This window comes from Nocardia sp. N2S4-5, assembly GCF_044628355.1.
Classification (GTDB): Bacteria; Actinomycetota; Actinomycetes; order Mycobacteriales; family Mycobacteriaceae; genus Nocardia; species Nocardia wallacei_B.
In genome coordinates this window covers 967,764-989,589 of the sequence record NZ_JBIUPM010000001.1, presented here as the reverse complement: position 1 = coordinate 989,589, position 21,826 = coordinate 967,764, and the positions used below count along the sequence as shown (strand labels likewise).

General features: G+C 69.0%; 19 protein-coding genes. 10 read left to right on the top strand and 9 right to left on the bottom strand.

The features are described from left to right. Nucleotides 1–5: 5 nt before the first annotated feature. From ACFMRZ_RS04365 to ACFMRZ_RS04350, 4 genes are all read left to right on the top strand, one after another. Nucleotides 6–1,106, top strand: a complete 1,101-nt coding sequence (locus tag ACFMRZ_RS04365; protein ID WP_280276317.1) for a flotillin family protein — start codon at nucleotides 6–8, stop codon at nucleotides 1,104–1,106. 57 nt (nucleotides 1,107–1,163) lie between these two features. Continuing rightward, the gene (locus ACFMRZ_RS04360) at nucleotides 1,164–1,550 is read left to right on the top strand and encodes a cold-shock protein (RefSeq protein ID WP_400182764.1); all 387 of its coding nucleotides are present in this window, start codon (nucleotides 1,164–1,166) and stop codon (nucleotides 1,548–1,550) included. Between the two features lie 96 nt (nucleotides 1,551–1,646). After that, a complete protein-coding gene (locus ACFMRZ_RS04355) occupies nucleotides 1,647–2,729 on the top strand; it encodes an ATP-dependent DNA ligase (protein WP_280276315.1) in 1,083 nt (360 codons plus the stop codon). Next, nucleotides 2,726–3,781 (top strand): DNA polymerase domain-containing protein, encoded by a 1,056-nt coding sequence (locus tag ACFMRZ_RS04350; RefSeq protein ID WP_400178003.1) that lies wholly within the window; start codon nucleotides 2,726–2,728, stop codon nucleotides 3,779–3,781. Before ACFMRZ_RS04355 ends, ACFMRZ_RS04350 begins: the two co-directional genes overlap by 4 nt. 14 nt (nucleotides 3,782–3,795) lie before the next feature. Here ACFMRZ_RS04350 and ACFMRZ_RS04345 read toward each other — a convergent pair whose 3' ends face one another. The 3 genes from ACFMRZ_RS04345 to ACFMRZ_RS04335 form a co-directional block, all read right to left on the bottom strand. Then, complete coding sequence (locus ACFMRZ_RS04345; protein WP_400182763.1) at nucleotides 3,796–4,401, bottom strand: TetR/AcrR family transcriptional regulator; 606 nt, start codon at nucleotides 4,399–4,401, stop codon at nucleotides 3,796–3,798. A 154-nt stretch (nucleotides 4,402–4,555) separates the two neighbouring features. Beyond that, nucleotides 4,556–5,701, bottom strand: coding sequence for an acyl-CoA dehydrogenase family protein (locus tag ACFMRZ_RS04340; protein WP_280276313.1), 1,146 nt, complete (start codon nucleotides 5,699–5,701; stop codon nucleotides 4,556–4,558). A 103-nt stretch (nucleotides 5,702–5,804) separates the two neighbouring features. Further along, nucleotides 5,805–6,467 (bottom strand): TetR/AcrR family transcriptional regulator, encoded by a 663-nt coding sequence (locus ACFMRZ_RS04335; protein WP_280276312.1) that lies wholly within the window; start codon nucleotides 6,465–6,467, stop codon nucleotides 5,805–5,807. Nucleotides 6,468–6,708: 241 nt separating this feature from the next. Between ACFMRZ_RS04335 and ACFMRZ_RS04330 the strand changes: the two genes are divergently transcribed. The 3 genes from ACFMRZ_RS04330 (at nucleotide 6,709) to ACFMRZ_RS04320 (ending at nucleotide 10,058) form a co-directional block, all read left to right on the top strand. Further along, complete coding sequence (locus tag ACFMRZ_RS04330) at nucleotides 6,709–7,590, top strand: alpha/beta fold hydrolase (protein ID WP_400178002.1); 882 nt, start codon at nucleotides 6,709–6,711, stop codon at nucleotides 7,588–7,590. A 91-nt stretch (nucleotides 7,591–7,681) separates the two neighbouring features. Continuing rightward, nucleotides 7,682–9,145 carry an SDR family NAD(P)-dependent oxidoreductase gene (locus ACFMRZ_RS04325; RefSeq protein WP_400178001.1) on the top strand — a complete coding sequence of 488 codons (1,464 nt, stop codon included), beginning with the start codon at nucleotides 7,682–7,684 and terminating at the stop codon, nucleotides 9,143–9,145. A gap of 523 nt (nucleotides 9,146–9,668) precedes the next feature. Then, nucleotides 9,669–10,058 carry a DUF2784 domain-containing protein gene (locus ACFMRZ_RS04320; RefSeq protein WP_400178000.1) on the top strand — a complete coding sequence of 130 codons (390 nt, stop codon included), beginning with the start codon at nucleotides 9,669–9,671 and terminating at the stop codon, nucleotides 10,056–10,058. A gap of 15 nt (nucleotides 10,059–10,073) precedes the next feature. Here the strand turns inward: ACFMRZ_RS04320 and ACFMRZ_RS04315 are convergent, their stop codons facing one another. Both ACFMRZ_RS04315 and ACFMRZ_RS04310 read right to left on the bottom strand, forming a co-directional pair. Next, nucleotides 10,074–10,823 carry a thioesterase II family protein gene (locus ACFMRZ_RS04315; RefSeq protein ID WP_400177999.1) on the bottom strand — a complete coding sequence of 250 codons (750 nt, stop codon included), beginning with the start codon at nucleotides 10,821–10,823 and terminating at the stop codon, nucleotides 10,074–10,076. Nucleotides 10,824–10,969: 146 nt separating this feature from the next. Beyond that, nucleotides 10,970–11,542: a TetR family transcriptional regulator gene (locus ACFMRZ_RS04310; protein WP_400177998.1), complete on the bottom strand. Its 573-nt coding sequence runs from the start codon at nucleotides 11,540–11,542 to the stop codon at nucleotides 10,970–10,972. A gap of 103 nt (nucleotides 11,543–11,645) precedes the next feature. On the opposite strand from ACFMRZ_RS04310, the gene ACFMRZ_RS04305 reads away from it, so the two are divergent. From ACFMRZ_RS04305 to ACFMRZ_RS04295, 3 genes are all read left to right on the top strand, one after another. Then, a complete protein-coding gene (locus tag ACFMRZ_RS04305; RefSeq protein WP_400177997.1) occupies nucleotides 11,646–12,860 on the top strand; it encodes an FAD-dependent monooxygenase in 1,215 nt (404 codons plus the stop codon). 69 nt (nucleotides 12,861–12,929) lie between these two features. Beyond that, the gene (locus ACFMRZ_RS04300; RefSeq protein ID WP_400182762.1) at nucleotides 12,930–13,952 is read left to right on the top strand and encodes a nucleoside hydrolase; all 1,023 of its coding nucleotides are present in this window, start codon (nucleotides 12,930–12,932) and stop codon (nucleotides 13,950–13,952) included. 6 nt (nucleotides 13,953–13,958) lie between these two features. Next, entirely contained in the window at nucleotides 13,959–14,840 is an 882-nt protein-coding gene (locus tag ACFMRZ_RS04295; RefSeq protein WP_400177996.1) for an amidohydrolase family protein, read from the top strand. On the opposite strand, the gene ACFMRZ_RS04290 is transcribed toward ACFMRZ_RS04295, so the two are convergent. The 4 genes from ACFMRZ_RS04290 to ACFMRZ_RS04275 form a co-directional block, all read right to left on the bottom strand. Further along, complete coding sequence (locus tag ACFMRZ_RS04290) at nucleotides 14,837–16,402, bottom strand: adenylate/guanylate cyclase domain-containing protein (RefSeq protein ID WP_400177995.1); 1,566 nt, start codon at nucleotides 16,400–16,402, stop codon at nucleotides 14,837–14,839. The two genes, ACFMRZ_RS04295 and ACFMRZ_RS04290, sit on opposite strands and share 4 nt — an antisense overlap. Nucleotides 16,403–16,500: 98 nt before the next feature. Beyond that, complete coding sequence (gene meaB, locus ACFMRZ_RS04285) at nucleotides 16,501–17,646, bottom strand: methylmalonyl Co-A mutase-associated GTPase MeaB (protein ID WP_400177994.1); 1,146 nt, start codon at nucleotides 17,644–17,646, stop codon at nucleotides 16,501–16,503. After that, nucleotides 17,643–19,910: a methylmalonyl-CoA mutase gene (gene scpA, locus ACFMRZ_RS04280; RefSeq protein ID WP_400177993.1), complete on the bottom strand. Its 2,268-nt coding sequence runs from the start codon at nucleotides 19,908–19,910 to the stop codon at nucleotides 17,643–17,645. The genes meaB and scpA overlap by 4 nt, the downstream gene beginning before the upstream one ends. Next, a complete protein-coding gene (locus tag ACFMRZ_RS04275; protein WP_400177992.1) occupies nucleotides 19,911–21,785 on the bottom strand; it encodes a methylmalonyl-CoA mutase family protein in 1,875 nt (624 codons plus the stop codon). Between the last annotated feature and the right edge of the window lie 41 nt (nucleotides 21,786–21,826).

The following is a 21,826-nucleotide window of genomic DNA, read 5'->3' as shown; positions in this document are numbered from 1 at the left end:
CAACAGTGCTGGGGTACCACGTGCCCGATCCCGACGAGGCCATGCTCGTCAGCGGCGGGCGCGCCGCGGACAATGCGCCGTTCCGGGTCGTCATCGGTCGCGGCAATTGGGTCATGCCGTTCTTTCGCAAGGTCAGCTACCTGTCGCTGGCCATGTTCGAGGCCGAGATCTCCGAACGATGCGTCACCAAACAGGCGATCCAGCTCGACGTGCGCGCCGTGATCGCCTTCAAGGTGGCCAACGACACCGTCTCGATCGTCAATGCGGCACAACGATTCCTGTCCGAACAGGAACGGGAGATGTCCGTCCTGACCGGACGCATCTTCTCCGGCCACCTGCGCTCGATCGTCGGCTCGATGACCGTCGAGGAGATCATCCGCGAACGCCAGAAACTCGCCGACGAGGTACTGGTGGCGTCCAAGGTCGAAATGAGCAACATCGGACTGTGGGTGGACTCGTTCCAGATCCAGTCCATCGACGACGGCAACCTCGGCTACATCACCGCACTGTCCGCGCCGCACAACGCCGCCGTCCAGCGCGACGCCAACATCGCCCAGGCCCAGGCATCCCAGCTCGCCGCCCAGGCCCAGCAGGAATCCGAACGCCGCCAGGCCGAATACGCCCGCGAGACAGCCCTGCTGCGCGCCCAATACCAGCGCGACATCGACAAGGCCAACGCCGAAGCCGCCCAGGCCGGCCCGCTCGCCCAAGCCGTCGCACTGCGGGAAGTGCTCACCGCCCAGGCCGAGCAAGCCCGCAAACAAGCCGAACTCCGCGAGGAACAACTACAGGCCGAAGTGGTCAAACCCGCACGCGCCGAAGCCGAACGCGTCCGCATCCTCGCCGAGGCCGAAGCCGACCGCACCCGCATCCAGGCCGAGGCCGCCGCCTCCAACAACCGCATCGCCCTCGACCAGCTGCTCATCGAGCAACTCCCCGAAATCGTCAAACAAGCAGCTCAAGGCCTGTCCCAAGCCAACCTGACGGTCCTCAACGGCCCCGACGGCGTCAGCGAACTGGTCAACGGAATGGTCGGCCAAGGCCTGACCGTGTACAACTCCCTGCAAAAAGCTCTTTCCTCCGACAACAATCAACAGGACGGTTAGAGTGACGGCACCAGGGACTGCGACGAGGAGCGGGTGTAGGTGTCCATCGGGAAATTGGTGTCCTTCGATAGTTCTCGGGGATTCGGCTTCATCCGCCCGGAAGACGGTGGCCCCGACGTGTTCGTGCACGTCAACGACATAGGACTGGACGAAGACGAACTGCGGCAGGGGCGGGTGTTCGAGTTCGAGGTGACCGAGGGCGACCGCGGACCCAAAGCGGTCAACCTCACCGCGGTCGGCGGCGCGCCCGCGGCCGCGGCCCCCGCCGCACCGCGCCACCGCAACCGGGAGCGCACCTCCGGCCAGCTCACCACCGCCGAACACCGGCGGCTGATCACCGAGCTGTTGCTGGACGCCAGCCCCGCCCTCACGGCCGGGGAAATCCTCACCATCCGCGACCGGCTGACGGCCTTCGCCGATCAGCACGGCTGGCTGGAGAACTGACAACTCGGGCATACGATCTTGCTGAACGGTTGCGGGCGATGAATCCACGTCGCCCGCACCGTCGGTATCGGTGAGACCGACCCCGAGGAGGATCGTGTGGACCTGCCCGTCATGCCACCCGTCAAGCCGATGCTGGCCAAATCGGCCTCCGACCTGCCGCACGACCCCGGCCTCTACTACGAACCCAAATGGGACGGATTCCGCTGCATCGTGTTCCGCGACGGCGACGAGATCGAACTCGGCTCCCGCAACGACCGCCCCCTGACCCGGTACTTCCCCGAACTGGTCGAACTGCTGAGCAAAGCCCTGCCCGACCGCTGCGTCATCGACGGCGAGGTCGTCGTCGTCACCGACAAGGGCCTGGACTTCGACACCCTGCAGCAGCGCCTGCACCCGGCCGCGTCCCGAGTCAACAAACTCGCCGTGGAAACCCCCGCCAGCTTCGTCGCCTTCGACCTGCTCGCCCTCGGCGACGACGACCTCACCGACAAACCGTTCGCCGAACGCCGCCGCATCCTCGAAACCCTCCTCACCGGCACCTACGAACGACTGCACCTCACCCCACTGACCTCCGACCCGCACACCGCACAGGACTGGTTCACCCGCTTCGAAGGCGCCGGCTTCGACGGCGTCATGGTCAAAGCCACCGACCTGCCCTACCTGCAGGACAAACGCGTCATGGTCAAGGTCAAACACGAACGCACCGCCGACTGCGTCATCGCCGGATTCCGCTGGCACAAGGACGGCCAAGGCGTCGGATCACTGCTGCTGGGCCTCTACGACGACGAAGGCAGCCTGCACCACGTCGGCGTCGCCAGCAGCTTCACCGCCAAACGCCGCAAGGAACTCGTCGACGAACTCGCCCCGCTGCGCGAGAACGCCCTCGAACACCACCCGTGGCGCAGCTGGGCCGACGCCGCCGCCCAAGCCAAGGCCGACGGCAAGATGCCCGGCGGCATCAGCCGCTGGACCGGCGGCAAAGACCTCTCCTGGGAAGCACTGCGCCCCGAACTGGTCGCCGAAGTCCGCTACGAACACGTCATGGCCGGCCGATTACGCCACGGCGGCCGCCTGGTCCGCTTCCGCGACGACCGCACCCCCGAATCCTGCACCTACGCCCAACTCGACGAGGTCGCCCCCGCCGAACTCGCCGACATCTTCGCCGAGGCCAAGCAATGAGCGCCGGCATCGACCTCGAGGTCGACGGCAAAACCGTCACCATCAGCAACCCCGACAAGATCTACTTCACCAAGCGCGGCGAAACCAAACTCGACCTCGTCCGCTACTACCAGGCCGTCGCCGAACCGTTCCTGCGCACCGTGCGCGACCGGCCCGTGCTGCTCGAACGCTATCCCGACGGCGCCGGCGGCAAATCATGGTTCCAGAAACGCGTCCCGAAATCGGTACCCGACTGGCTACAGACCACCGTCGTCTCCACCCCCAACGGCACCACCAGCGACGCGCTGGTCGCCGCCGACCTCGCCCACCTCCTCTGGGCAGTCAACCTGGGCTGCTTGGGATTTCACGTCTGGCCCACCCACGCCCGCGCCGCCGAGCACAGCACCGCACCCGAGGTCCACGACGCAGCCGGGCAACTACTGCCACCCACCGGCGTCACCGACGAACTACGCATCGACCTCGACCCCTCCCCCGGCACCGCCTTCGACGACCTGCGCAAGACCGCCGCCCTGACCCGCGACCTGTGCGCCGAACTCGGCATCGACGCCCGCCTCAAGACCTCCGGCTCCCGCGGCCTGCACATCTACGTCCTGCTCGAACCCCGCTGGGACGGCTACCAGGTCCGCGCCGCCGCCGTAGCCCTCGCCCGCGAACTCGAACGCCGCCACGGCGACCTCATCACCGCGCAATGGTGGAAAGAGAACCGCGGCAGCCGAATCTTCATCGACTACAACCAGAACGCCCCGCACCGCACCGTTTTCGGTGCCTGGTGCGTGCGACCCAAGGTCGGCGGCCAGGTCTCCACCCCGCTCGCCTGGGACGAACTCGACACCGTCGTCCCCGACGAACTCACCCTCGCCACCGTCCCCGCCCGCGTCGCCGAACTCGGCGACCCCTGGGCCGACCGCACCCCGCAATCCATCGAGCCACTGCTCGAAATGTCCACGCGCGACCTCGAATCCGGCCTCATGGACGCCCCCTGGCCGCCGGTCTACCCGAAGATGCCCAACGAACCCCCGCGCGTCCAGCCCAGCCGGGCACGCAAGGAATAGAGGGACAGCGCCCCCTAGCCCTCGTTCTCGATCTTCGGGAAGGACTGGGTCACCAAGGTCAGCAACATGTCCGTCAGCAGATGGTGAACCTGCTCGCGCGACAACGTGCCGCGCGTGATCCATTCGCGCCCAGCCGCTTTCACCAAACCGCCGTAGGCACGGACCAGGGCGCGCAGTTCACTGCCGCGCTTCGAGCCGGACAGGCCGACCATCTGCAACAGCCGGTCGGCCGCCGCATCGTCGGCCGCGTCCAGGATGCGCTCCACATCCGGGTCGTCGCCGATGCCCTCGTGACCGGTCACCTTGACCCACGTGCTGCCGTGCTCACCGATGGTGTCCAGCAGCCACGCCACGCTCGCCTCCACCCGCTCGCGGGTATCGCCCATGGGCACCGCCATGTGATCGGGGCGCGGCAGCGTCACCATCCGCCGCACCACCGCCAGATACAGATCACGCTTGTTGCCGAAATAGTGATTGATCAGCCCGCGCGCGACACCCGCGCGCTGCGCCAGCTCCGCGGTCGACACGGCCGCGTACGGGCGCTCACCGAACATCTCGATCGCGCATTCCAGAATCTGCGCGCGCCGTTCATCGGGCTCCAGCCGACGCCGCCGCGCCAACGGGTCGGCGGCGTCCCCTGTTTCGCGGGTCGTTTCAGATCGACGCTGCCGGGCAATGAGATCCTGCTCCGGGGCGTCGATGTTGTCGGTTGTTTCAGATCGACGCTGCCGGGCAATGAGATCCTGCTCGGGTGCGTCGATGTTGTCGGTTGTTTCAGAGTGAGCGGGCAATGAGATCCTTCATCACCTCGTTGGAGCCGGCCAGGATGCGCAGCACCCGGGCGCCCGTGTACAGCTGGGAGATCGGGTATTCCGTCATGTATCCGTAGCCACCGAACAGTTGCAGACAGCGATCCACCACAATACCCAACTGGTCGGTGAGCCAGTATTTCGCCATCGCCGCGGTCGGGATGTCCAGCTCACCACGCAGATGCTTGACAATGGCATCGTCCAGGAACGTCCGGCCCACCTTCGCCAGCGTCTTGCATTCGGCCAGTTCGAACTTCGTGTTCTGCATCGCGAACAGCGGCTTGCCGAACGCCTCGCGCCCCTTGGTGTACTCGACCGTCAGATCGACGGCCTTCTCCATCATCGCCACCGCCATGATCGCGGTCACCAGCCGCTCCTGCGCCAGCAACTGCATCATCTGATAGAAGCCCTGACCCTCCGACGCACCGAGCAGATTCGACGCCGGAACCCGCAACCCGTCGAAGAACAACTCCGCGGTGTCCTGCCCCTTGCCGCCGATCTTCGACAGAATCCGGCCCCGCTCGAACCCCGGCGTGTCGTCCCCCACCTCCGCGAAGATCAGCGACACCCCGGCGGCGCCCTTCGTCGGATCGGTCTTGGCGGCGATGATGATGCCGTCGCACAGCCAGCCGTTGGAAATGAAGATCTTCGACCCCGTGATGATGTACTCGTCGCCCTCACGCACCGCCCGGGTCTTGATGTTCTGCAGATCCGACCCGGTGCCCGGCTCGGTCATCCCGATCGACAGCACCATCTCCCCGCTGGCAGCCCGCGGCAGCACCCGCCGCTTCAGCTCCTCGGAACCGAACTGATGCAGATAGGGCGCGATGATCGTGGAGTGCACCGGCATGCCCAGCGCGCCGTCACCCTGAAACGTCTGCTCCTCGATGATGGCCGCCTCGTGCGCGAAAGTGCCGCCCCCGCCGCCGTATTCGGCCGGAATCGAGGCGCACAGCAGGCCCAGCTCACCGGCCCGGTTGTACAGCTCACGGTCGGGATGGCCCTGCGCGACGAACTTCTCCTCGTGCGGAACGACCTCCTTGGCGAAGAAGTCCTTCGCCAGGTCGCGTACGGCCTCGACCTCGTCGTCGCTCCATGGGGCGCGCACCATCGTTGTTGCCCTTCGTCTCGTGCCCGGCCGGCACCCACCGGCCCTCCGAGCACCAGCGTGGACGACTATTGGCGGAATGTCAACAACGCTCGCGGCGCGACCGTCACCCCGCCTCGCGCGCCTGATTCACCTCGGCCAGAGTGGTGAAGATCGGCGTCTCCGGATCCGCGGCCACCCCCTGCCGCCGCAGGAACCCATCGATCAACCCCCACACCAGCTCACTGGCCTCCACCACGAACTCCTCCGCCCCCTCCTCCGGCGGACCCTCCAGCCACAGATCCGTCGTCGCCACCACCACACCGATCACCGCACGAGACAGATAATCGATCCCGCCCACCTCGATCGGCACCGCGTCGGCGATCGCCCGCGCCAACCTGGTGAACCGCTGCGCCGCGGCCCGCCCCAAATCGAACTGCAACACCGAACCGTCCCGATCACCACCCGACGCAGGCAGCACCGGCGCCTGCGCCAGGAACCGAAACACATTGGGATGCTCCAGAATCCCCCGCGCGTAATCACCGAACACCCGGCGCAACGCCGGCCGCGGCGGCTGCAACAGCAACGTCATATCCTCACCCGTCGCGGCGAACGCCGTACGCGACATGCGCTCCGCGACCGCCGTGTACAGATCCGCCTTGTCCGCGAACTGCCGGTACAACCGCGGCTTGGTGATCCCGGCCTCGCGCGCGATGCCGTCCATACTCGGCCGCGGACCCGTCCGATCGATCACCCGAATCGCCGCATCGACAATCTCATCGCGAGTCACTCGCGGCGAATGGGTATTACGGCTGGGACGGGGCACGATCGACTCGACTCCCTGGGGCGTGGGCTCACCGCGAAGATTACACGTACCAGCAGTACGGAAGCAGCCCGCACCGAATGTGAACGTATACAGGGAAAACACGACGCGCACCGTCTACCAACCCAATATCCCCGTACTCTCGGTAGCGTCGAACGTACCGGCGGTACGATCCAGCGGGACAGCCCGGCACTGCGAGGTAGACACAATGACCCACCTGCCCGACACCGACCCACTCCGGCCACGCCGGCGCACCGTGCGCCACCGCGGCCTCGAGCTCGCCGTCTACGAACGCGGCAACCCGAAGGCCGACACCCTCGTCCTCGTCCACGGCATCACCGACACCCACCGGATCTGGGACGACGTCGCCCGGATGCTGGCCGACAGCTTCCACGTCGTCACCTACGACGTGCGCGGCCACGGCCGCTCCGCCAAACCCCCTCGCACCCAGGACTACCGGCTCACCGACCTGACCGACGACCTCTACGCCGTACTCGACGCCGTCAGCTCCGACCGCCCGGCACACATCGCGGGCCACGGCTGGGGCGCCTTCCAACTGTGGGCCGCACTCGGCGACCCCCGCGCCAACACCCGCATCGCCTCCGGGACCGCACTGTGCGCACCCGACCTCGGCCGCCTCGCCCTCGCCCTACGGCACCCCCGACTGCCCGAAACCCCCTGGTGGAAACTCCCCGGCCTCGGCTGGCTCGTCCTCGGCCGCCGCCTGCTCGGCTGGCCGCGCGTGCGCGCCCGCCTCCGCCACGGCACACCACCGCTCGCCCCCACCTGGATCACCGATCTGCTCGCCGGCGCCCGCATCGTGCACGCCAACCTCGTCTACCACCTGCGCCACCCCCGCGAAACCCACACCGCCGTACCGGTCCAGCTGATCGTCGACCGCGCCGACGCCCTCGCCCTGCCCACCGCCGCCGACCACGTCCGCCGCGGCGCCGACCGGCTGTGGTGCTACCGGCTGCCCGCCGACCACTGGCTGCCCATCACCGAACCACTGCTGGTCGGCGAGGCGATCGCCAACTTCATCGACGACCTCCGCGCCGACAACGCGCCGATCGAATACTCGCCGCGATAGCCGAACATCGGCCACCGAGATCGGCCCCGGGCCCACGGTGCGACAATGAGTCGCCAGCCCACCAGCGCACGAAGGACAGATCCGCACCACGATGGCCCACAACGACCCGACGACCCGCACCGCATCGCCGGAGCCCGCCATCGACCCGGCGGACCTCGCCGCCTGCCTCCGAGTACTCGACCTGGCCGCGCAACTCGACAAAGAACACCCCGACTCGATCGCCGTGCAGCACGCCGTCGGGCACATGTTCAAGAAGCTGAAGCAGCGCCGCCGGGTAGCCGCCCGCGACGCCAAGTCCGCCGCCGACCGCGCCGTGGTCGCCGCCACCGCCACCGGCTCGCCGAACCGCATCGATGACGAGACGGCCGGAATCCCGTTGTCCCCCAACAGCACCGGCGCTACCGCGGGCACCCTCGTCCGCCCGCGACCGTGCTACATCTGCAAACAGCGATACACCCGCGTCGACACCTTCTACCACCAGCTCTGCCCCGACTGCGCCGCCCGCAGCCACGCCAAGCGCGACGCCCGCACCGACCTCAGCGGCCGACGCGCGCTGCTCACCGGCGGCCGCGCCAAGATCGGCATGTACATCGCACTGCGACTGCTGCGCGACGGCGCCCACACCACCATCACCACCCGCTTCCCCAACGACGCCATCCGCCGCTTCAAGGCCCAGCCCGACAGCGCCGACTGGATCCACCGGCTCCGCGTCGTGGGCATCGATCTGCGCGATCCCGCCCAGGTCGTAGCGCTCGCCGACGACGTCGCGGCACAGGGACCGCTGGACATCCTCATCAACAACGCCGCCCAGACCGTCCGCCGCTCACCCGGCGCCTACAGTGCGCTCGCCGACGCCGAGAACGGTCCGCTCCCCGCGGGCGAGCTGCCCGACACGGTCAGTTTCGGCAAGACCATGCAGGCCCACCCCACAGCGCTCACCGCATCGCTGGCCCCCGCGCTCTCGGCCGCCGACGTCACCGACCTCGCGCTCGTCGCGGGTTCGGCCACGCCCGAACGCATTTCGCGCGGTATCGCCATCGACGCCGGCGGCCTGGTGCCCGACCTCGCGCACACCAACAGCTGGGTGCAGACCGTCGCCGAAGTCGACGCCACCGAACTGCTCGAGGTGCAGCTGTGCAACTCGGTCGCGCCGTTCGTACTCGTCTCACGACTACGTCCCGCCATGGCCGCCGCACCCGCCCGCCGCAAGTACATCGTCAACGTCTCCGCCATGGAAGGCGTGTTCAGCCGCGCCTACAAGGGCCCCGGCCACCCGCACACCAATATGGCCAAGGCCGCGCTCAACATGCTCACCCGCACCAGCGCCGACGAGATGTTCGAGTCCGACCGCATCCTCATGACCGCCGTCGACACCGGCTGGATCACCGACGAACGCCCGCACTACACCAAACTCCGCCTCGCCGACGAAGGCTTCCACGCGCCCCTCGACCTGGTCGACGGCGCGGCGCGCGTCTACGACCCCATCGTCCAGGGCGAAGAAGGCGTCGACCTGTACGGCTGCTTCCTCAAGGACTACGAGCCGTCGAACTGGTGAGGCTCCCGGTCACGACCGAGCCATCCCGCTGAGGGCTCCTGGCCTCTTTTGCTTTCTTTTGTCGTGAGTTGATGTGAAGGTTCCTGACGTGGTTGATTGGATTTACATGCATAACTTCGCATAGGGCGATAGCAGTATCTCCAAACTGACCAGGCGCCCCGGAGGCAGCCGGCTCCAGGAGCCAACAGCCGAAACCTTTGGCGCGCAGGCCTATTGGTCAGCGATGTGACATCTCGAGGGCGAGACACTCCCCTCGGCGGGTATCTCGCGCCGCTGCCGCGCCCCTCCCCCATCAACGACCCGAGTCCTCCGACATCGGGTCCCGGTTTCGTCGTCGATGCTGGTTGTTGGCGGCGCACCCATCCTCTTCAGTCGGTGACACGCTGAAGCATGTAATACATGCCTAGATTCGCATATCGGTATATAGGTATTGAAATAACCCGCGGACGCCGCCGGGCGGAGCCGAAGTCGGCCGGGCGGAAGATCTCTGGGCAACCCGGTCCGGCCCTTCTAAGCTGGATGTGTGATGTACCGGCTGCTGGCAGACGTCACCGCGGGCGTGCACTATTTGTTCGTCGTCTACCTGGTGACGGGCGGGTTCCTCACGTGGCGGTGGCGCTGGACGATATGGACGCATCTCGCGGCCGTCGGCTGGGGGTTCAGCACGGTGATCTTCGGCGTCGACTGTCCGCTCACCCATCTGGAGAACTGGGCGCGGCACCGGGCCGGTGACGCGGAACTGCCGCCGGGCGGGTTCATCGACCACTACATCACCGGGGTGCTGTATCCGCAGGACGCGTTGGACCTGGTCCGCGTGCTGGTCGTGATCGTGGTGGCGATGTCGTGGGCCGGGTTGTGGTGGTTGTCGCGCCGGCGGGACTACCTCACGCCGATTCCCCCGTCACCGCAATAGGCGCGGCAGGATTCGTCAGGGCAGGCGGGCGGCCACGAAATCGGCCACCTCGTCGACCTTCTCATCGAGGTAGAAGTGCCGGCCGGAGAAGGTCTCCAGCTCGAATTCGCCGGTGGTGTGGGCGCGCCACTGCCCGGCCTGCTCGACGGTGACGGTCGGATCTGCGTCGCCCAGCAGCGCGGAGATGGTGCAGCGCAACGGCTCTCCGGGTTCGAACGCATACGTCTCGACCGCCCGGTAATCGTTGCGAACGGCGGGCAGCACCAGGTCGGCCAGACCCGGTTCGGTGCGCAGTACGGCCACCGAGGCGGGATCGTTGGCGAGCCGCTCCAACTCCGCGATCAGATCCGCGTCGGGGGCGTCGTGCAGACGGCCGGGGTAAGGCGCCGACGGCGCGATCCGACCCGAGACGAACAAGCGGGTCAGGTCGTGGCCCGCGGCCTCCAGCCGGCGCGCGGTCTCGAAGGCGACGGTGGCACCCATGCTGTGCCCGAACAACGCCGGCTCGCCGGGTAAGGCCAGCGCCGTCAACTCGCGTGCCACCGCATCGGCCATCGCGCCGATATCGGCGATCATCGGCTCCCCCAGCCGGTCCTGCCGCCCCGGATACTGCACGGCGACGACCGTGACGCCGTCCATCCGCTGCGCGAGTGGACGGAACGCGCTCGCCGAACCGCCGCCCGGCGGGAAACACACCAGCACCGCGCGCGGCCGCGCTTCCGTCCGGAACTCCCGCAACCAGGTGCCGCTGCCGTCTACCGCCACGTTGCCTCCTTGCGCCTTCCGGCCGGGGATTCCGGCACGAGCATTCCATTTCGGCGGGGATCGCACAGCACGGACACCGGCTTCGGTTCCCGCTGTGCATGTCCGCACCGCGTGCAGCCCCGCACTCGACGCAGGTGCGGCCGATGTCATTTTTCGCGCAATGCCCGCACGGCGAGTGCCACGTCCTCGCCGTGCAGCAGGTCACCGCCGGGAGCGAGCAGCGCCAGCATGGCGTAGCCCTGGAACAGCACGAAATAGAGTTTGGCGACCGCACGCGCCTCCTTCGCCGACAGCTCCGGATGCATCTCGCGCAATACCGCACCCAGGTCCGCGTAGGCGCCCTCGGTCGCCTCGGACAGATACGCCTGGAGTTCCTCCGAGCGTGCGACGCGGATCCCGTTCTCCATGCTCAGCAACAGCTGCTCGTGGTTCTTCTGGATGACGTCGAGCATGGCGTTCCACGTCGGTTCGATCGCTTCCCGGAGCGAACGCCCCTCCCCTGCGTCGCGGATCGCGGCCTCGATGCCGTCGCCGAGGTCGGTGCCTATCGACTCGGTGATCGCCTCGGACACCAGCCGGTCCTTGGAGCCGAAGTGATAACCGATGGCCGCCAGGCTGACACCGGCCGCCGCCGCGATGTCCCGCGCGGTGACCTTGGCGAGTCCCCGCTCGAGGATCGCCTTGCGAGCACCTGCCAGCAGATCTTCCCGGTTTCCCATGAGCCCACCCTACCAGCGTCTTAGACATTTGTTCTAGACATACGTGCTAAGTCTGTGTTAGACATTTGTCTAAGACATTCAAACCAAAGAACAGGAACCCACCGTGACTGCCTCCGCACAGACTCCCCACGTCCTCGTCTCCGGCGGCGGCATCGCCGGCAATGCCGTTGCGCTGCAACTGCTCCGGGCCGGCGTCCGGGTCACCGTCATCGAGCGTGCCGACGCTCCGCGGCCCGGCGGGCAGGCCGTGGATCTGCGCGGGCCCAGCCGCGAGGTCGCCGAGCGGATGGGGCTGATGCCGGGCATTCGCAAGTACCAACTGCAGGAGCTGGGCATGGCCTACGTCGACGCTCAAGGCCGCGAGTTCGCGACCATGCCGATGGAGATGTTCGACGGCAAGGGACCGGTCGCCGAGATCGAGATCACCCGCGGCGACCTCAATCAGGTGTTGCTGGACGAGGTCACGAGCGTGGGCGGCGAACTGGACTATCGCTACGGCGATCGGATCGAGGCCCTGCGCCAGGACGACACCGGCGTGGAGGTCACCTTCGCCGCCGGCGGCACCGGACGATTCGACCTCGTCGTCGGCGCGGACGGCGTGCACTCGGCCACCCGGCGGCTGGCATTCGGGCCGGAGGAGCAGTTCGCGACGTTCCTCGGCGGGTACGGGGCGTTCTTCACCATCCCGACCCCGCCGGACGTGCGGCCGGGCTGGTTCGCCCTGCATCCGATGCGCAGCGTGGCCGTCGGCATCCGGCCCGACGGCGATCCGAGCACCGCCAAGGCCATCATCACGCTGCGTGTGGACGCGAATCCGGCACTGCGGCGCGATGTTTCGGCGCAGCAGCAGCTGATCCGGGACATGCTGGCCGAGGCCGGCTGGCACGCTCCGCTCGTGCTCGAGGCGATGCGCACGACCCCGGACTTCTACTTCGACGAACTCGCGCGCATCGACATGCCGACGCTCTCCGCCGGACGAGTGACCCTGGCCGGGGACGCGGGCTACTGCGGCTCCCCCATGACGGGCATGGGCACCGCGATGGCTCTGGTCGGCGCCTACATCCTGGCCGGGGAAATCACCGCCACCCCGGACGATCTCCCCGCCGCGCTGGCCCGGTACGAGGAGAAGGTGACGCCGTTCCTGGCCGAGGCCAAGGAGATGCCCGGCGGCGGGATCAAGATGATGTTGCCGCACAGCCGGATCGGCGCTGCCCTCGCGCGCACGTCCGCGCGGGTCATGCTGTCGCGGCCGCTGCGGCCGGTGATGGTGAAGGCGTTCTTCTCCAAGACCGACAGCTACGACCTGCCCGCCTACTGAACGGGCCGGACAGGCGAGCGGCCCGTGGATCGGGTCGCTCGCTAGGCTCGACTCGTGCGGCAGAAGATCATGATGGATGTCGACACCGGCATCGACGACGCGCTGGCCCTGCTGTACCTGCTCGCCAGCCCGGACGCCGAGATCGCCGGTATCGCCGCCACCGCGGGGAACGTGCCGGTGGCACAGGTCGCCGCGAACAACCTGGCCCTGCTGGAGCTGTGCCGGGCTCCCGACATCGAGGTCGCCCTGGGGGCGGCCGAGCCGCTCGCGATCCCGCTGCGCACGACCGAGGACACCCACGGTCCGCAGGGCATCGGGTACGCGCGGTTCCCGCCGCCGACCAGGACGCTGTCACCACGGTCGGCGGCGCGGCTGTGGGTCGACACCGTACGGGCGCATCCCGGCGAGATCATCGGGCTGTGCACCGGGCCGCTCACCAATCTGGCGCTGGCCCTGCGGCTGGAGCCCGAACTGCCCCGGCTGCTGCGGCGCCTGGTGGTGATGGGCGGCGCGTTCCAGCATCCCGGCAACACGACCCCCACCAACGAATGGAACGTGCACGTCGATCCCGAGGCGTGGCAGGAGGTCCTCGCCGCCTTCGCCGTGGCGCCGGCCGATCGGCGGCCCCTGATCTGCGGGCTCGACGTCACCGAGACCATCGAGATGCGCCCCGATCACCTGGTGCGACTGGCCGAACGGGCGCACAGCCTGCCCGTGGAGATCCTCAGCGACACCGACGCGCCCGGTGCGGTGTCCAAGGCGGGCAACGCGATCGTCCGGTTCGTCACCGACGCCGTGCGGTTCTACTTCGAGTTCCATCACGCCTACGGCCAGGGGTACATCGCGCACATGCACGACCCGTTCGCCGCCGCGGTCGCCCTGGACCCCGCGCTCGCTCGCACCCGGCCCGCCACCGTCGACGTCGAGCTGGCCGGAACCCTCACCCGGGGAGCCACCATCGCGGACTGGGCAGGGATGTGGGGCCGGGAACCCAACGCCGACATCGTGATCGGCGCCGACCCGGCGGACTTCTTCGACCGGTTGATCGCCCGCGTCGGCGACTTCGCCCGTACGACTTCCGCACAGGCGTAGGCCGAGATGAGCGCCGAGGACACCACCTACATCGCCGAGTTCCGGCAGCGGCTCGGGCTGCCGGGTCTGGTCGACATCCACACCCACTTCATGCCCGACCGCGTACTGCGCAAGGTCTGGGCGTACTTCGACGACGCCGGGCCGCTCGTCGGCCGGCCCTGGCCGATCACCTACCGCGACGAGGAGCAGGTGCGGCTGAAGACGTTGCGCGGCTTCGGAGTTCGCGCGTTCACCGCGCTGGTGTACCCGCACCGTCCGGACATGGCGGCGTGGCTCAACGAGTGGGCCGCCGACTTCGCCGCCCGCACGCCCGACTGCCTGTATACCGCCACCTTCTATCCCGAGCACCACGCCGCGAGTTATGTGGAGGCGGCGATCGAGTCCGGGGCGCGGATCTTCAAGGTGCACATCCAGGTCGGCGATTTCCATCCGTGCGATCCGCTGCTGAACGACGTGTGGGGGATGCTGGCCGAGGCCGGGCTCCCGGTGCTCATCCACTGCGGATCGGGCCCTGCGCCGGGCGAATTCACCGGCCCGGAGCCGATGCGCGAACTGCTGCGGCGGTTTCCGCGGCTGCGCCTGATCATCGCGCACATGGGCGCGCCGGAATACACCGAGTTCCTGGATCTCGCAGCCGAATTCGACGGCGTCCACCTGGACACCACCATGAACTTCACCGACTTCTTCGAGTCGCAGGACCCCTTCCCCGTCGCCGAGCGCGGCCGGTTGCGCGATTTCGGTGACCGCATCCTGTTCGGCAGCGACTTCCCCAACATCCCCTACTCCTACGGTCACGCGCTGTTCGCGCTGGAGCGTCTGGATTTGGGTGCCGACTGGCTGCGGAAGGTGTGCTACGACAACGCCGTGCGCATGTTCGAGCTCGGCTAGTCGCGCGGCCGCGCCAGCCGGGTGGGTTGCACCCGGCCGCGCAACACCACCGATTCGCCGGTGTGCCACCGGTGCTGTTCGGTTTCCACGGCGGCCTCGACGGTGACCGCGGCGGCGAGTACCCGGCCCGGGTCCTGCTTGGCCAGCTCGCACAGGCGGGCCGCCTCGTTGACGGCATCGCCGATCACGGTGAACTCGTAGCGGCGGCGCGCGCCTACGTTGCCCGCCACCACTCGCCCGGACGACACTCCGATCGCGGCGTCGAATTCCCTTGCGCTCTCGGACAATCGGCGGCGGATGGCACGGGCGGCGGCGAGCGCGGAGCCCGCGAAGTCGGTGAGCGGGGCGGGGGCGCCGAAGATCGCGAGCGCGGCGTCGCCCTCGAACTTGTTGATCAGGCCGCCGCAGCGCTCCACCTCGTCCACCACGATGCCGAAGAAGTCGTTGAGCATCGCGACGATCTCGTCGGCGGGCCGGGTCGCCGCCATCGTGGTGGACCCGATGATGTCGATGAACAGCGCCGCGGCCTCGACCTCCTCGCCGCCGAGTTCGGGGTTGCGGGCCAGGGCCGCGTCGGCCACGTCGTCGCCGACGTGGCGGCCGAACAGGTCCCGGATCCGCTCGCGTTCGCGCAGCCCGTCCACCATGCGGTTGAAACCGCTCTGCAGTTCGCCCAGTTCGGTGCCGTCGAAGACGGTGACGTGCACGTCGAGCTCCCCGTTCTCGACGCGGCGCAGCGCCCGGCGTACGGTGCGCACGGGCGCCACCGTGGCCGCGAAGGTCTGTGTCATCAGCAGCAGACCGAAGACCAGGGTCGCGCCGCCCAGGGACAGCACGCAGATCGCCAGGCGCGCCTCGCTGAAGTCCATGCCGCACAGCGACAGCACCGCGAGCACCATCGCCAGCGTCACCGGCACGCCGGTGGCGAGGGTCCACACGAGCACCGAGCGGCCGAACACACCGAAGCCGCGCAGCCGCCGGGCCGGGGCGGCCTCCAGCACCCGCGCGGTGACCGGGCGCAGCGCGAACTCCGCGATCAGATAGCTGTTGGCGCACACGACAACCACGGTGAAACCCATGCCCAGCAGTACCTTCGGCGCGTACGCGATATCCACCAGGCCGTAGAGCGGCGCCAGGACGGCCGCGCCACCGAGCCACAGCACCGCCTGCTGCATCACCAGCCGCCGCGGCACCCGGACCGCGGCCGCCTGCTCGGCCGGGGTGGGGACGCGGTCGGGATCGATCGCCCAGCGCAGGGTCCGCACACCCCACACGGTCCCCCACACCGTGCCGACCACCACCGCCAGCGCCGTGTACAGCGGAGTCGCGATGACGTTCTGCAGGATCAGCCGGCGGCTGAACATCGACGGGCCCGGCAGCACGAAGCCCACCAAGGCGATCACCACGGCGATGCCGATGAGGTTCGCGACCAGCAGCGGGATCGTCAGCAGCGCCTGCACCCGCAGCCGTCGCACCCCGGACGTCTCGTCCGCCGAACCCAGCAGCCGCGACCCCCAGGGCGCGGGCCCCAGCGCGGCGGGACTCACGTCATGATCGACCATGGATGCAGCCTAAGCGCGCCCGGCGACACATCGGCCGCAGCCCGTCCGTCCCCGCGCGATCCCCGTGCCACGTCATGCCCCCGAGAGGGGGCACTGTGTCAGCGTTCGTCGAAGGCGCGCAGGATCTCCTCAGCGGCCAGGGCGGGGGTGAGCGAGCCGTCGCGGACGCTCTTTTCCACTTGCGCGCGAATCGACTTCACGGCGGGGTTGTCGGCGAGGCGGCGCAGGAGCTGGTCGTGCACCATGGTCCAGGTCCAGTCGACCTGCTGACGGCGGCGCTTCTCGGCGAATTCGCCCGCTTCGGTGAGTACTCGGCGGTGCTCGAGGACGGTGTCCCAGAACTGGTCCAGCCCGGTGCCGTTGAGGCCACTCATGGTGAGCACCGGTGGGCGCCACAGTGATTCGCGCGGATGGATGAGGCGCATGGCGCCCTGGAGTTCCCGGGCCGCCGACTTGGCCTCGATCTCGTGGCGGCCGTCGGCCTTGTTCACCGCGACCAGGTCGGCCAGCTCCAGCACGCCCTTCTTGATACCCTGCAGCTGATCTCCCGTGCGGGCCAGGGTGAGGAAGCAGAAGACGTCGACCATGTTGGCGACGGTGACCTCGGACTGGCCGACGCCGACGGTCTCGACCAGGATCACGTCGTAACCCGCGGCTTCCAGCAGCACGATGGTCTCGCGCGTCGCCTTCGCCACGCCGCCGAGCGTGCCCGCGGTCGGCGAGGGCCGGATGTAGGCGTCGCGTTCCACCGCCAGCCGGGCCATGCGGGTCTTGTCGCCGAGGATGGAGCCGCCGGTGCGGGTCGAGGAGGGGTCGACGGCGAGCACCGCGACCCGATGGCCCGCCCCGATCAGATACATGCCCAGCGCGTCGATGAAGGTCGACTTGCCGACGCCCGGAACGCCGGTGATGCCGACCCGGTTGGACTCGATCCGGCCGATGTCGGGGGTCAGCTCCAGTAGCAGTCGCTGCGCGGCGTCGCGGTGGTCGGCCCGGGTGGATTCGACCAGCGTGATGGCCCGGGCCAGGCCCGCCCGCTCGCCGTCGCGCACCGACCGGGCGAGCTGCTCCACATCGACCTCGCGCCGCCGCCCGCCGCCGCCCCCACCGCCGGAGCCCGCGCGCAGCGCCGGGGGTAGTCCGCGTTCGGTCGACAACGCTTGCGTCCCAGGGATGTTCACTGCCGCACCACGCTGCCCCGCGGGCGCGCCGTCGCCTCCACTCGCCGATGTCCGCTCGCTCATTCGGCTCCGGTAACAGCGTCACCGCCGATCTCGTGGCCGAGTTCCGCGGCGAGCTTCCGCAGCAGCCCGACAGCGGCGTCGGCGATCACGGTGCCCGGCGGGAAGATGGCCGCGGCGCCCGCCCGGTACAGCTCCTCGAAATCGCCCGGCGGGATGACGCCGCCGACGATGACCATGATGTCGGGCCGCCCGGCATCCGCCAGCGCCTGCCGCAGGGCGGGCACCAGCGTGAGGTGGCCGGCCGCCAGCGACGACACGCCCACGACGTGCACATCGTTGTCGGCCGCCTGTCGCGCCACCTCTTCGGGGGTCTGGAACAGCGGGCCCACATCGACGTCGAAGCCGAGATCGGCGAAGGCCGTGGCGATCACCTTCTGGCCGCGGTCGTGCCCGTCCTGGCCCATCTTGGCCACCAGGATGCGGGGACGGCGGCCCTCGGCCTCGGCGAATTCCGCCACGAGGTCGATCGCCTTGCTGATGTTGGTCACCTTGCCGGCCTCCTCGCGGTAAACGCCTGAGAGAGTACGGATTTCCGCCTGATGCCGCCCGTACACCCGCTCCAGCGCGTCGGAGATCTCGCCGACGGTGGCCTTGGCGCGCGCGGCGTCGATGGCGAGGGCCAGCAGGTTGTTGTCCATGCCGCCCTCGGAAGACGCGGCGGCCCTGGTCAATTCGGCCAGCGCCCGCTCGACCTCGGACGAGTCGCGTTCGGCGCGCAGGCGGCGCAGCTTCTCGGCCTGCTCGGCGCGCACCCGGGAGTTCTCGACCTTGAGGACCTCGATCTGCTGGTCCTCGTCGACCTGGTACTTGTTCACGCCGATCACCGGCTGCTGCCCGGTGTCGATGCGGGCCTGGGTGCGGGCGGCGGCCTCCTCGATGCGCAGCTTCGGGATGCCCTCCGAAATCGCCTGCGCCATACCGCCGTGCGCCTCCACCTCGGCGATGTGCGCGCGGGCGCGCTCGGCGAGCTGGTGGGTCAGCCACTCCACATAGTAGGAGCCGCCCCACGGATCGATCGGCCGGGTGGTGTTGGACTCCTGCTGGATCAGCAGCTGAGTGTTGCGGGCGATGCGGGCGGAGAAGTCGGTCGGCAGCGCGAGGGCCTCGTCCAGGGCGTTGGTGTGCAGCGACTGGGTGTGGCCCTGGGTCGCGGCCATCGCCTCCACGCAGGTGCGTGCGACGTTGTTGAACACGTCCTGCGCGGTCAGCGACCACCCGGAGGTCTGCGAATGGGTGCGCAGCGACAGCGACTTCTGGCTCTTGGGCTCGAATTTCGAGACCAGCTCGCTCCAGAGCAGCCGTCCCGCACGCAGTTTCGCGACCTCCATGAAGAAGTTCATGCCGATCGCCCAGAAGAACGACAGCCGCGGCGCGAACTGGTCGATCTCCATGCCCGCGTCCAGCCCGGCGCGCAGGTACTCGACGCCGTCGGCGAGGGTGTAGGCCAGCTCCAGATCCGCTGTGGCACCGGCCTCCTGGATGTGGTAGCCGGAGATGGAGATGGAGTTGAACTTGGGCATCTTGGCCGAGGTGTAGGCGAAGATGTCGGAGATGATCCGCATCGACGGCTTCGGCGGGTAGATGTAGGTGTTGCGGACCATGAACTCCTTCAGAATGTCGTTCTGAATGGTTCCGGCCAGCTGTTCGGGCTTGACGCCCTGTTCCTCCGCCGCGACGACGTACAGCGCCAGGATCGGGAGCACCGCGCCGTTCATGGTCATCGACACCGAGACCTGGTCCAGCGGAATGTGATCGAACAGCTCGCGCATGTCCAGGATGGAGTCGATCGCCACGCCCGCCATGCCGACGTCACCGGTCACGCGCGGGTGGTCGGAGTCGTAGCCGCGGTGCGTGGCCAGGTCGAACGCCACCGACAGGCCCTTCTGACCGGCCGCCAGATTGCGCCGGTAGAAGGCGTTGGAGTCGGCGGCGGTCGAGAAGCCCGCGTATTGGCGGATCGTCCACGGCTGGTTCACGTACATGGTCGGGTACGGTCCGCGCACGAACGGCGCGACGCCGGGCACCGAGTCCAGCGGATAGCCCTCGGCGGCGATGCGGTCGCGGTCGGCCTTGGTGAATACCGGCGGCACGTCGATGCCCTCCGGGGTCGACCACACCAGCTCTTGCGGCGCTTGGTGATTCGCGGCGGCGGCCGCCTGCACGAACGCGTCGACCTGCGCGCCGCTCACCTCCGCCGCGCCGGCGCTGTCGAGCGGCACGTCGGCGAAACTGCCGATCACATGCTTGCTTTCTCGTGTGGTCATCTACGCTCCCAGCTTTTCCAGCAGGCCGGACAGGGCCGTCACCGCGTCCATACGCGCCGTCAGGAATGCGTCCGGCCGCTCCGTGCCGGACAGTTCGGCCACCGCCTTCTCCGGCCCGGCCAGCAGCACCGTCGCGATACCGGCGCTGCGCAACTGCTCCACCGCGGCGCCGGCCTCGGCGGCGTAGCGGGCGTCGGTGCCGCACAGCACGGCGATGGTGGTACCCGATTCGGTTGCGGCCGTACCGATCCCGGCAATGTCGAGGGTACCCGGGTTGATCGTCTCGATACCGCCCGAGGCCAGCAGGTTAGCGGTGAAGGTCACCCGCACGTTGTGCTCGGCCACCGGGCCGAGCGGCACCAGCAGGGCCCGCGGCCGGGCGCCGTGCGTGGCCAGGTAGGCGTCGGAGCGGTCGCGCAGCGCCTCGAACGCCGAACCGTACCGGGCGACCTGGCCGGGCCGTCGCGCCGCCTCCGACAGTGGCTGCTCGGCCAGGTTCGGGAACTCGTTGACGCCGGTCACGGCCGTCTTCCGGTGTGCCACATCGGTTTCGCGCCGCGCGCGGACCGCGGCGATACGCTCGGTGAGCAGCCCGGAGTCCAGCGCCGCCGGATAGCCGCCGGCGCGCTCGATCTCCTGCATGAACTCCCACGCGCGCTGGGCCAGCCGATCGGTGAGGCTCTCCACGTACCAGGAGCCCGCACCGGGGTCCCGCACGTGTCCCAGATGCGATTCCTCCAGCAGCAGCAGCTGGGTGTTGCGCGCCATCCGCGCCGAGAACGCCTGCGACACCTCGAGTTCGCCGGGCGGCAGCGCGGCGTCGAAGGGCAGCACCGTGACGTAGTCCGCGCCGCCCACGCCCGCACCGAACGCCGCCAGCGTGGTGCGCAGCATGTTCACCCACGGGTCGCGCTGGGTCATCATGGCCGCCGAGGTCACCGCGTACTGCGGCGCGTTGCCGAACGCCGGGGCGCCCAGTTCGTGCGCCACCCGTGCCCACAACCGCCGGGCGGCACGGAATTTCGCGATCGTCGCGAACTGGTCGTCGGTCGCGGCGAAGCGGAACAGCAACTGCCCCAGCGCATCCGCGACATCCACGCCCGCGCCGGTGAGCAGTCGCAGGTATTCCAGGCCCGCGGCCACCGCGGCGCCCAGTTCCTGCGCGTCCGAGGCGCCCGCGTTGTGGAACGCGACACCGCAGACGGTGATCGCCCGCACGGTCTCCGCTCGCGCGATCGACTGCCGGGCCAGCGTGACCGCCGCGTCGGTGTCGATGTGGGTGGTGCCGTTGAAGCGGCTGGTCAGCGGTGTGGCACCGAGCGAGATCTGGATGTCGGCCCGATTCGGGTCGGCGACACCCTCGATGCGGTAGTCGTCGAGCACGGCGAACAGTCGCGCCGCCGCGTCGGCGGCGTCGGCGCCGGCGTCCAGCAGCAGCGGGGCCAGCTCGAACAGCACGCCGCGCACGGCGGTCGGCAGCTCGGCGACCGGCACGCCGCGCTCCCCCACGCCCAGCCACACCGCGCCGACGCCGTTCTCCAGCGCCGCGAGAATCTCACGATTGAGCGTGGCGGCGTCGGCGCCGTCGAATCGGTCCGCGACGTGCCAGCCCCGGTGCACGTCGCGGGTCGCGTCGGTACCGCGCACGAACGGGAACTCGCCGGGCAGCGGCTGTTCCGGCAGCTCGTCGCGGCGGGTGTAGAGCGGGGCCACCGTCAGCCCGTCGTAGGTCGAGTCGTCGAGCAGCCGCTCCGGCTCGTCCCCCAGTTCGGACGCGTCCACCTTGCGGGCCTTGGCCAGCACACCGGCCACGCCCTTCCGCCATGCGGCATATCCGGGCACGACCTGCGCGCCCGGGTCCGAACCAATCGGCATCGCTGCTGTCCCTCTTCCACTCGATCCGATACTTCAGCTGT

Excerpts from the sequence above, each read along its gene's own strand:
- ACFMRZ_RS04350 (WP_400178003.1), top strand. The coding sequence starts at position 2,726 with ATGAGCGCCGGCATCGACCTCGAGGTCGACGGCAAAACCGTCACCATC.
- ACFMRZ_RS04340 (WP_280276313.1), bottom strand. The coding sequence starts at position 5,701 with ATGGTGCGCGCCCCATGGAGCGACGACGAGGTCGAGGCCGTACGCGAC.
- ACFMRZ_RS04330 (WP_400178002.1), top strand. The coding sequence starts at position 6,709 with ATGACCCACCTGCCCGACACCGACCCACTCCGGCCACGCCGGCGCACC.
- ACFMRZ_RS04325 (WP_400178001.1), top strand. The coding sequence starts at position 7,682 with ATGGCCCACAACGACCCGACGACCCGCACCGCATCGCCGGAGCCCGCC.
- ACFMRZ_RS04310 (WP_400177998.1), bottom strand. The coding sequence starts at position 11,542 with ATGGGAAACCGGGAAGATCTGCTGGCAGGTGCTCGCAAGGCGATCCTC.
- ACFMRZ_RS04300 (WP_400182762.1), top strand. The coding sequence starts at position 12,930 with ATGATGGATGTCGACACCGGCATCGACGACGCGCTGGCCCTGCTGTAC.
- ACFMRZ_RS04295 (WP_400177996.1), top strand. The coding sequence starts at position 13,959 with ATGAGCGCCGAGGACACCACCTACATCGCCGAGTTCCGGCAGCGGCTC.
- ACFMRZ_RS04290 (WP_400177995.1), bottom strand. The coding sequence starts at position 16,402 with ATGGTCGATCATGACGTGAGTCCCGCCGCGCTGGGGCCCGCGCCCTGG.
- meaB (WP_400177994.1), bottom strand. The coding sequence starts at position 17,646 with ATGAGCGAGCGGACATCGGCGAGTGGAGGCGACGGCGCGCCCGCGGGG.
- scpA (WP_400177993.1), bottom strand. The coding sequence starts at position 19,910 with ATGACCACACGAGAAAGCAAGCATGTGATCGGCAGTTTCGCCGACGTG.
- ACFMRZ_RS04275 (WP_400177992.1), bottom strand. The coding sequence starts at position 21,785 with ATGCCGATTGGTTCGGACCCGGGCGCGCAGGTCGTGCCCGGATATGCC.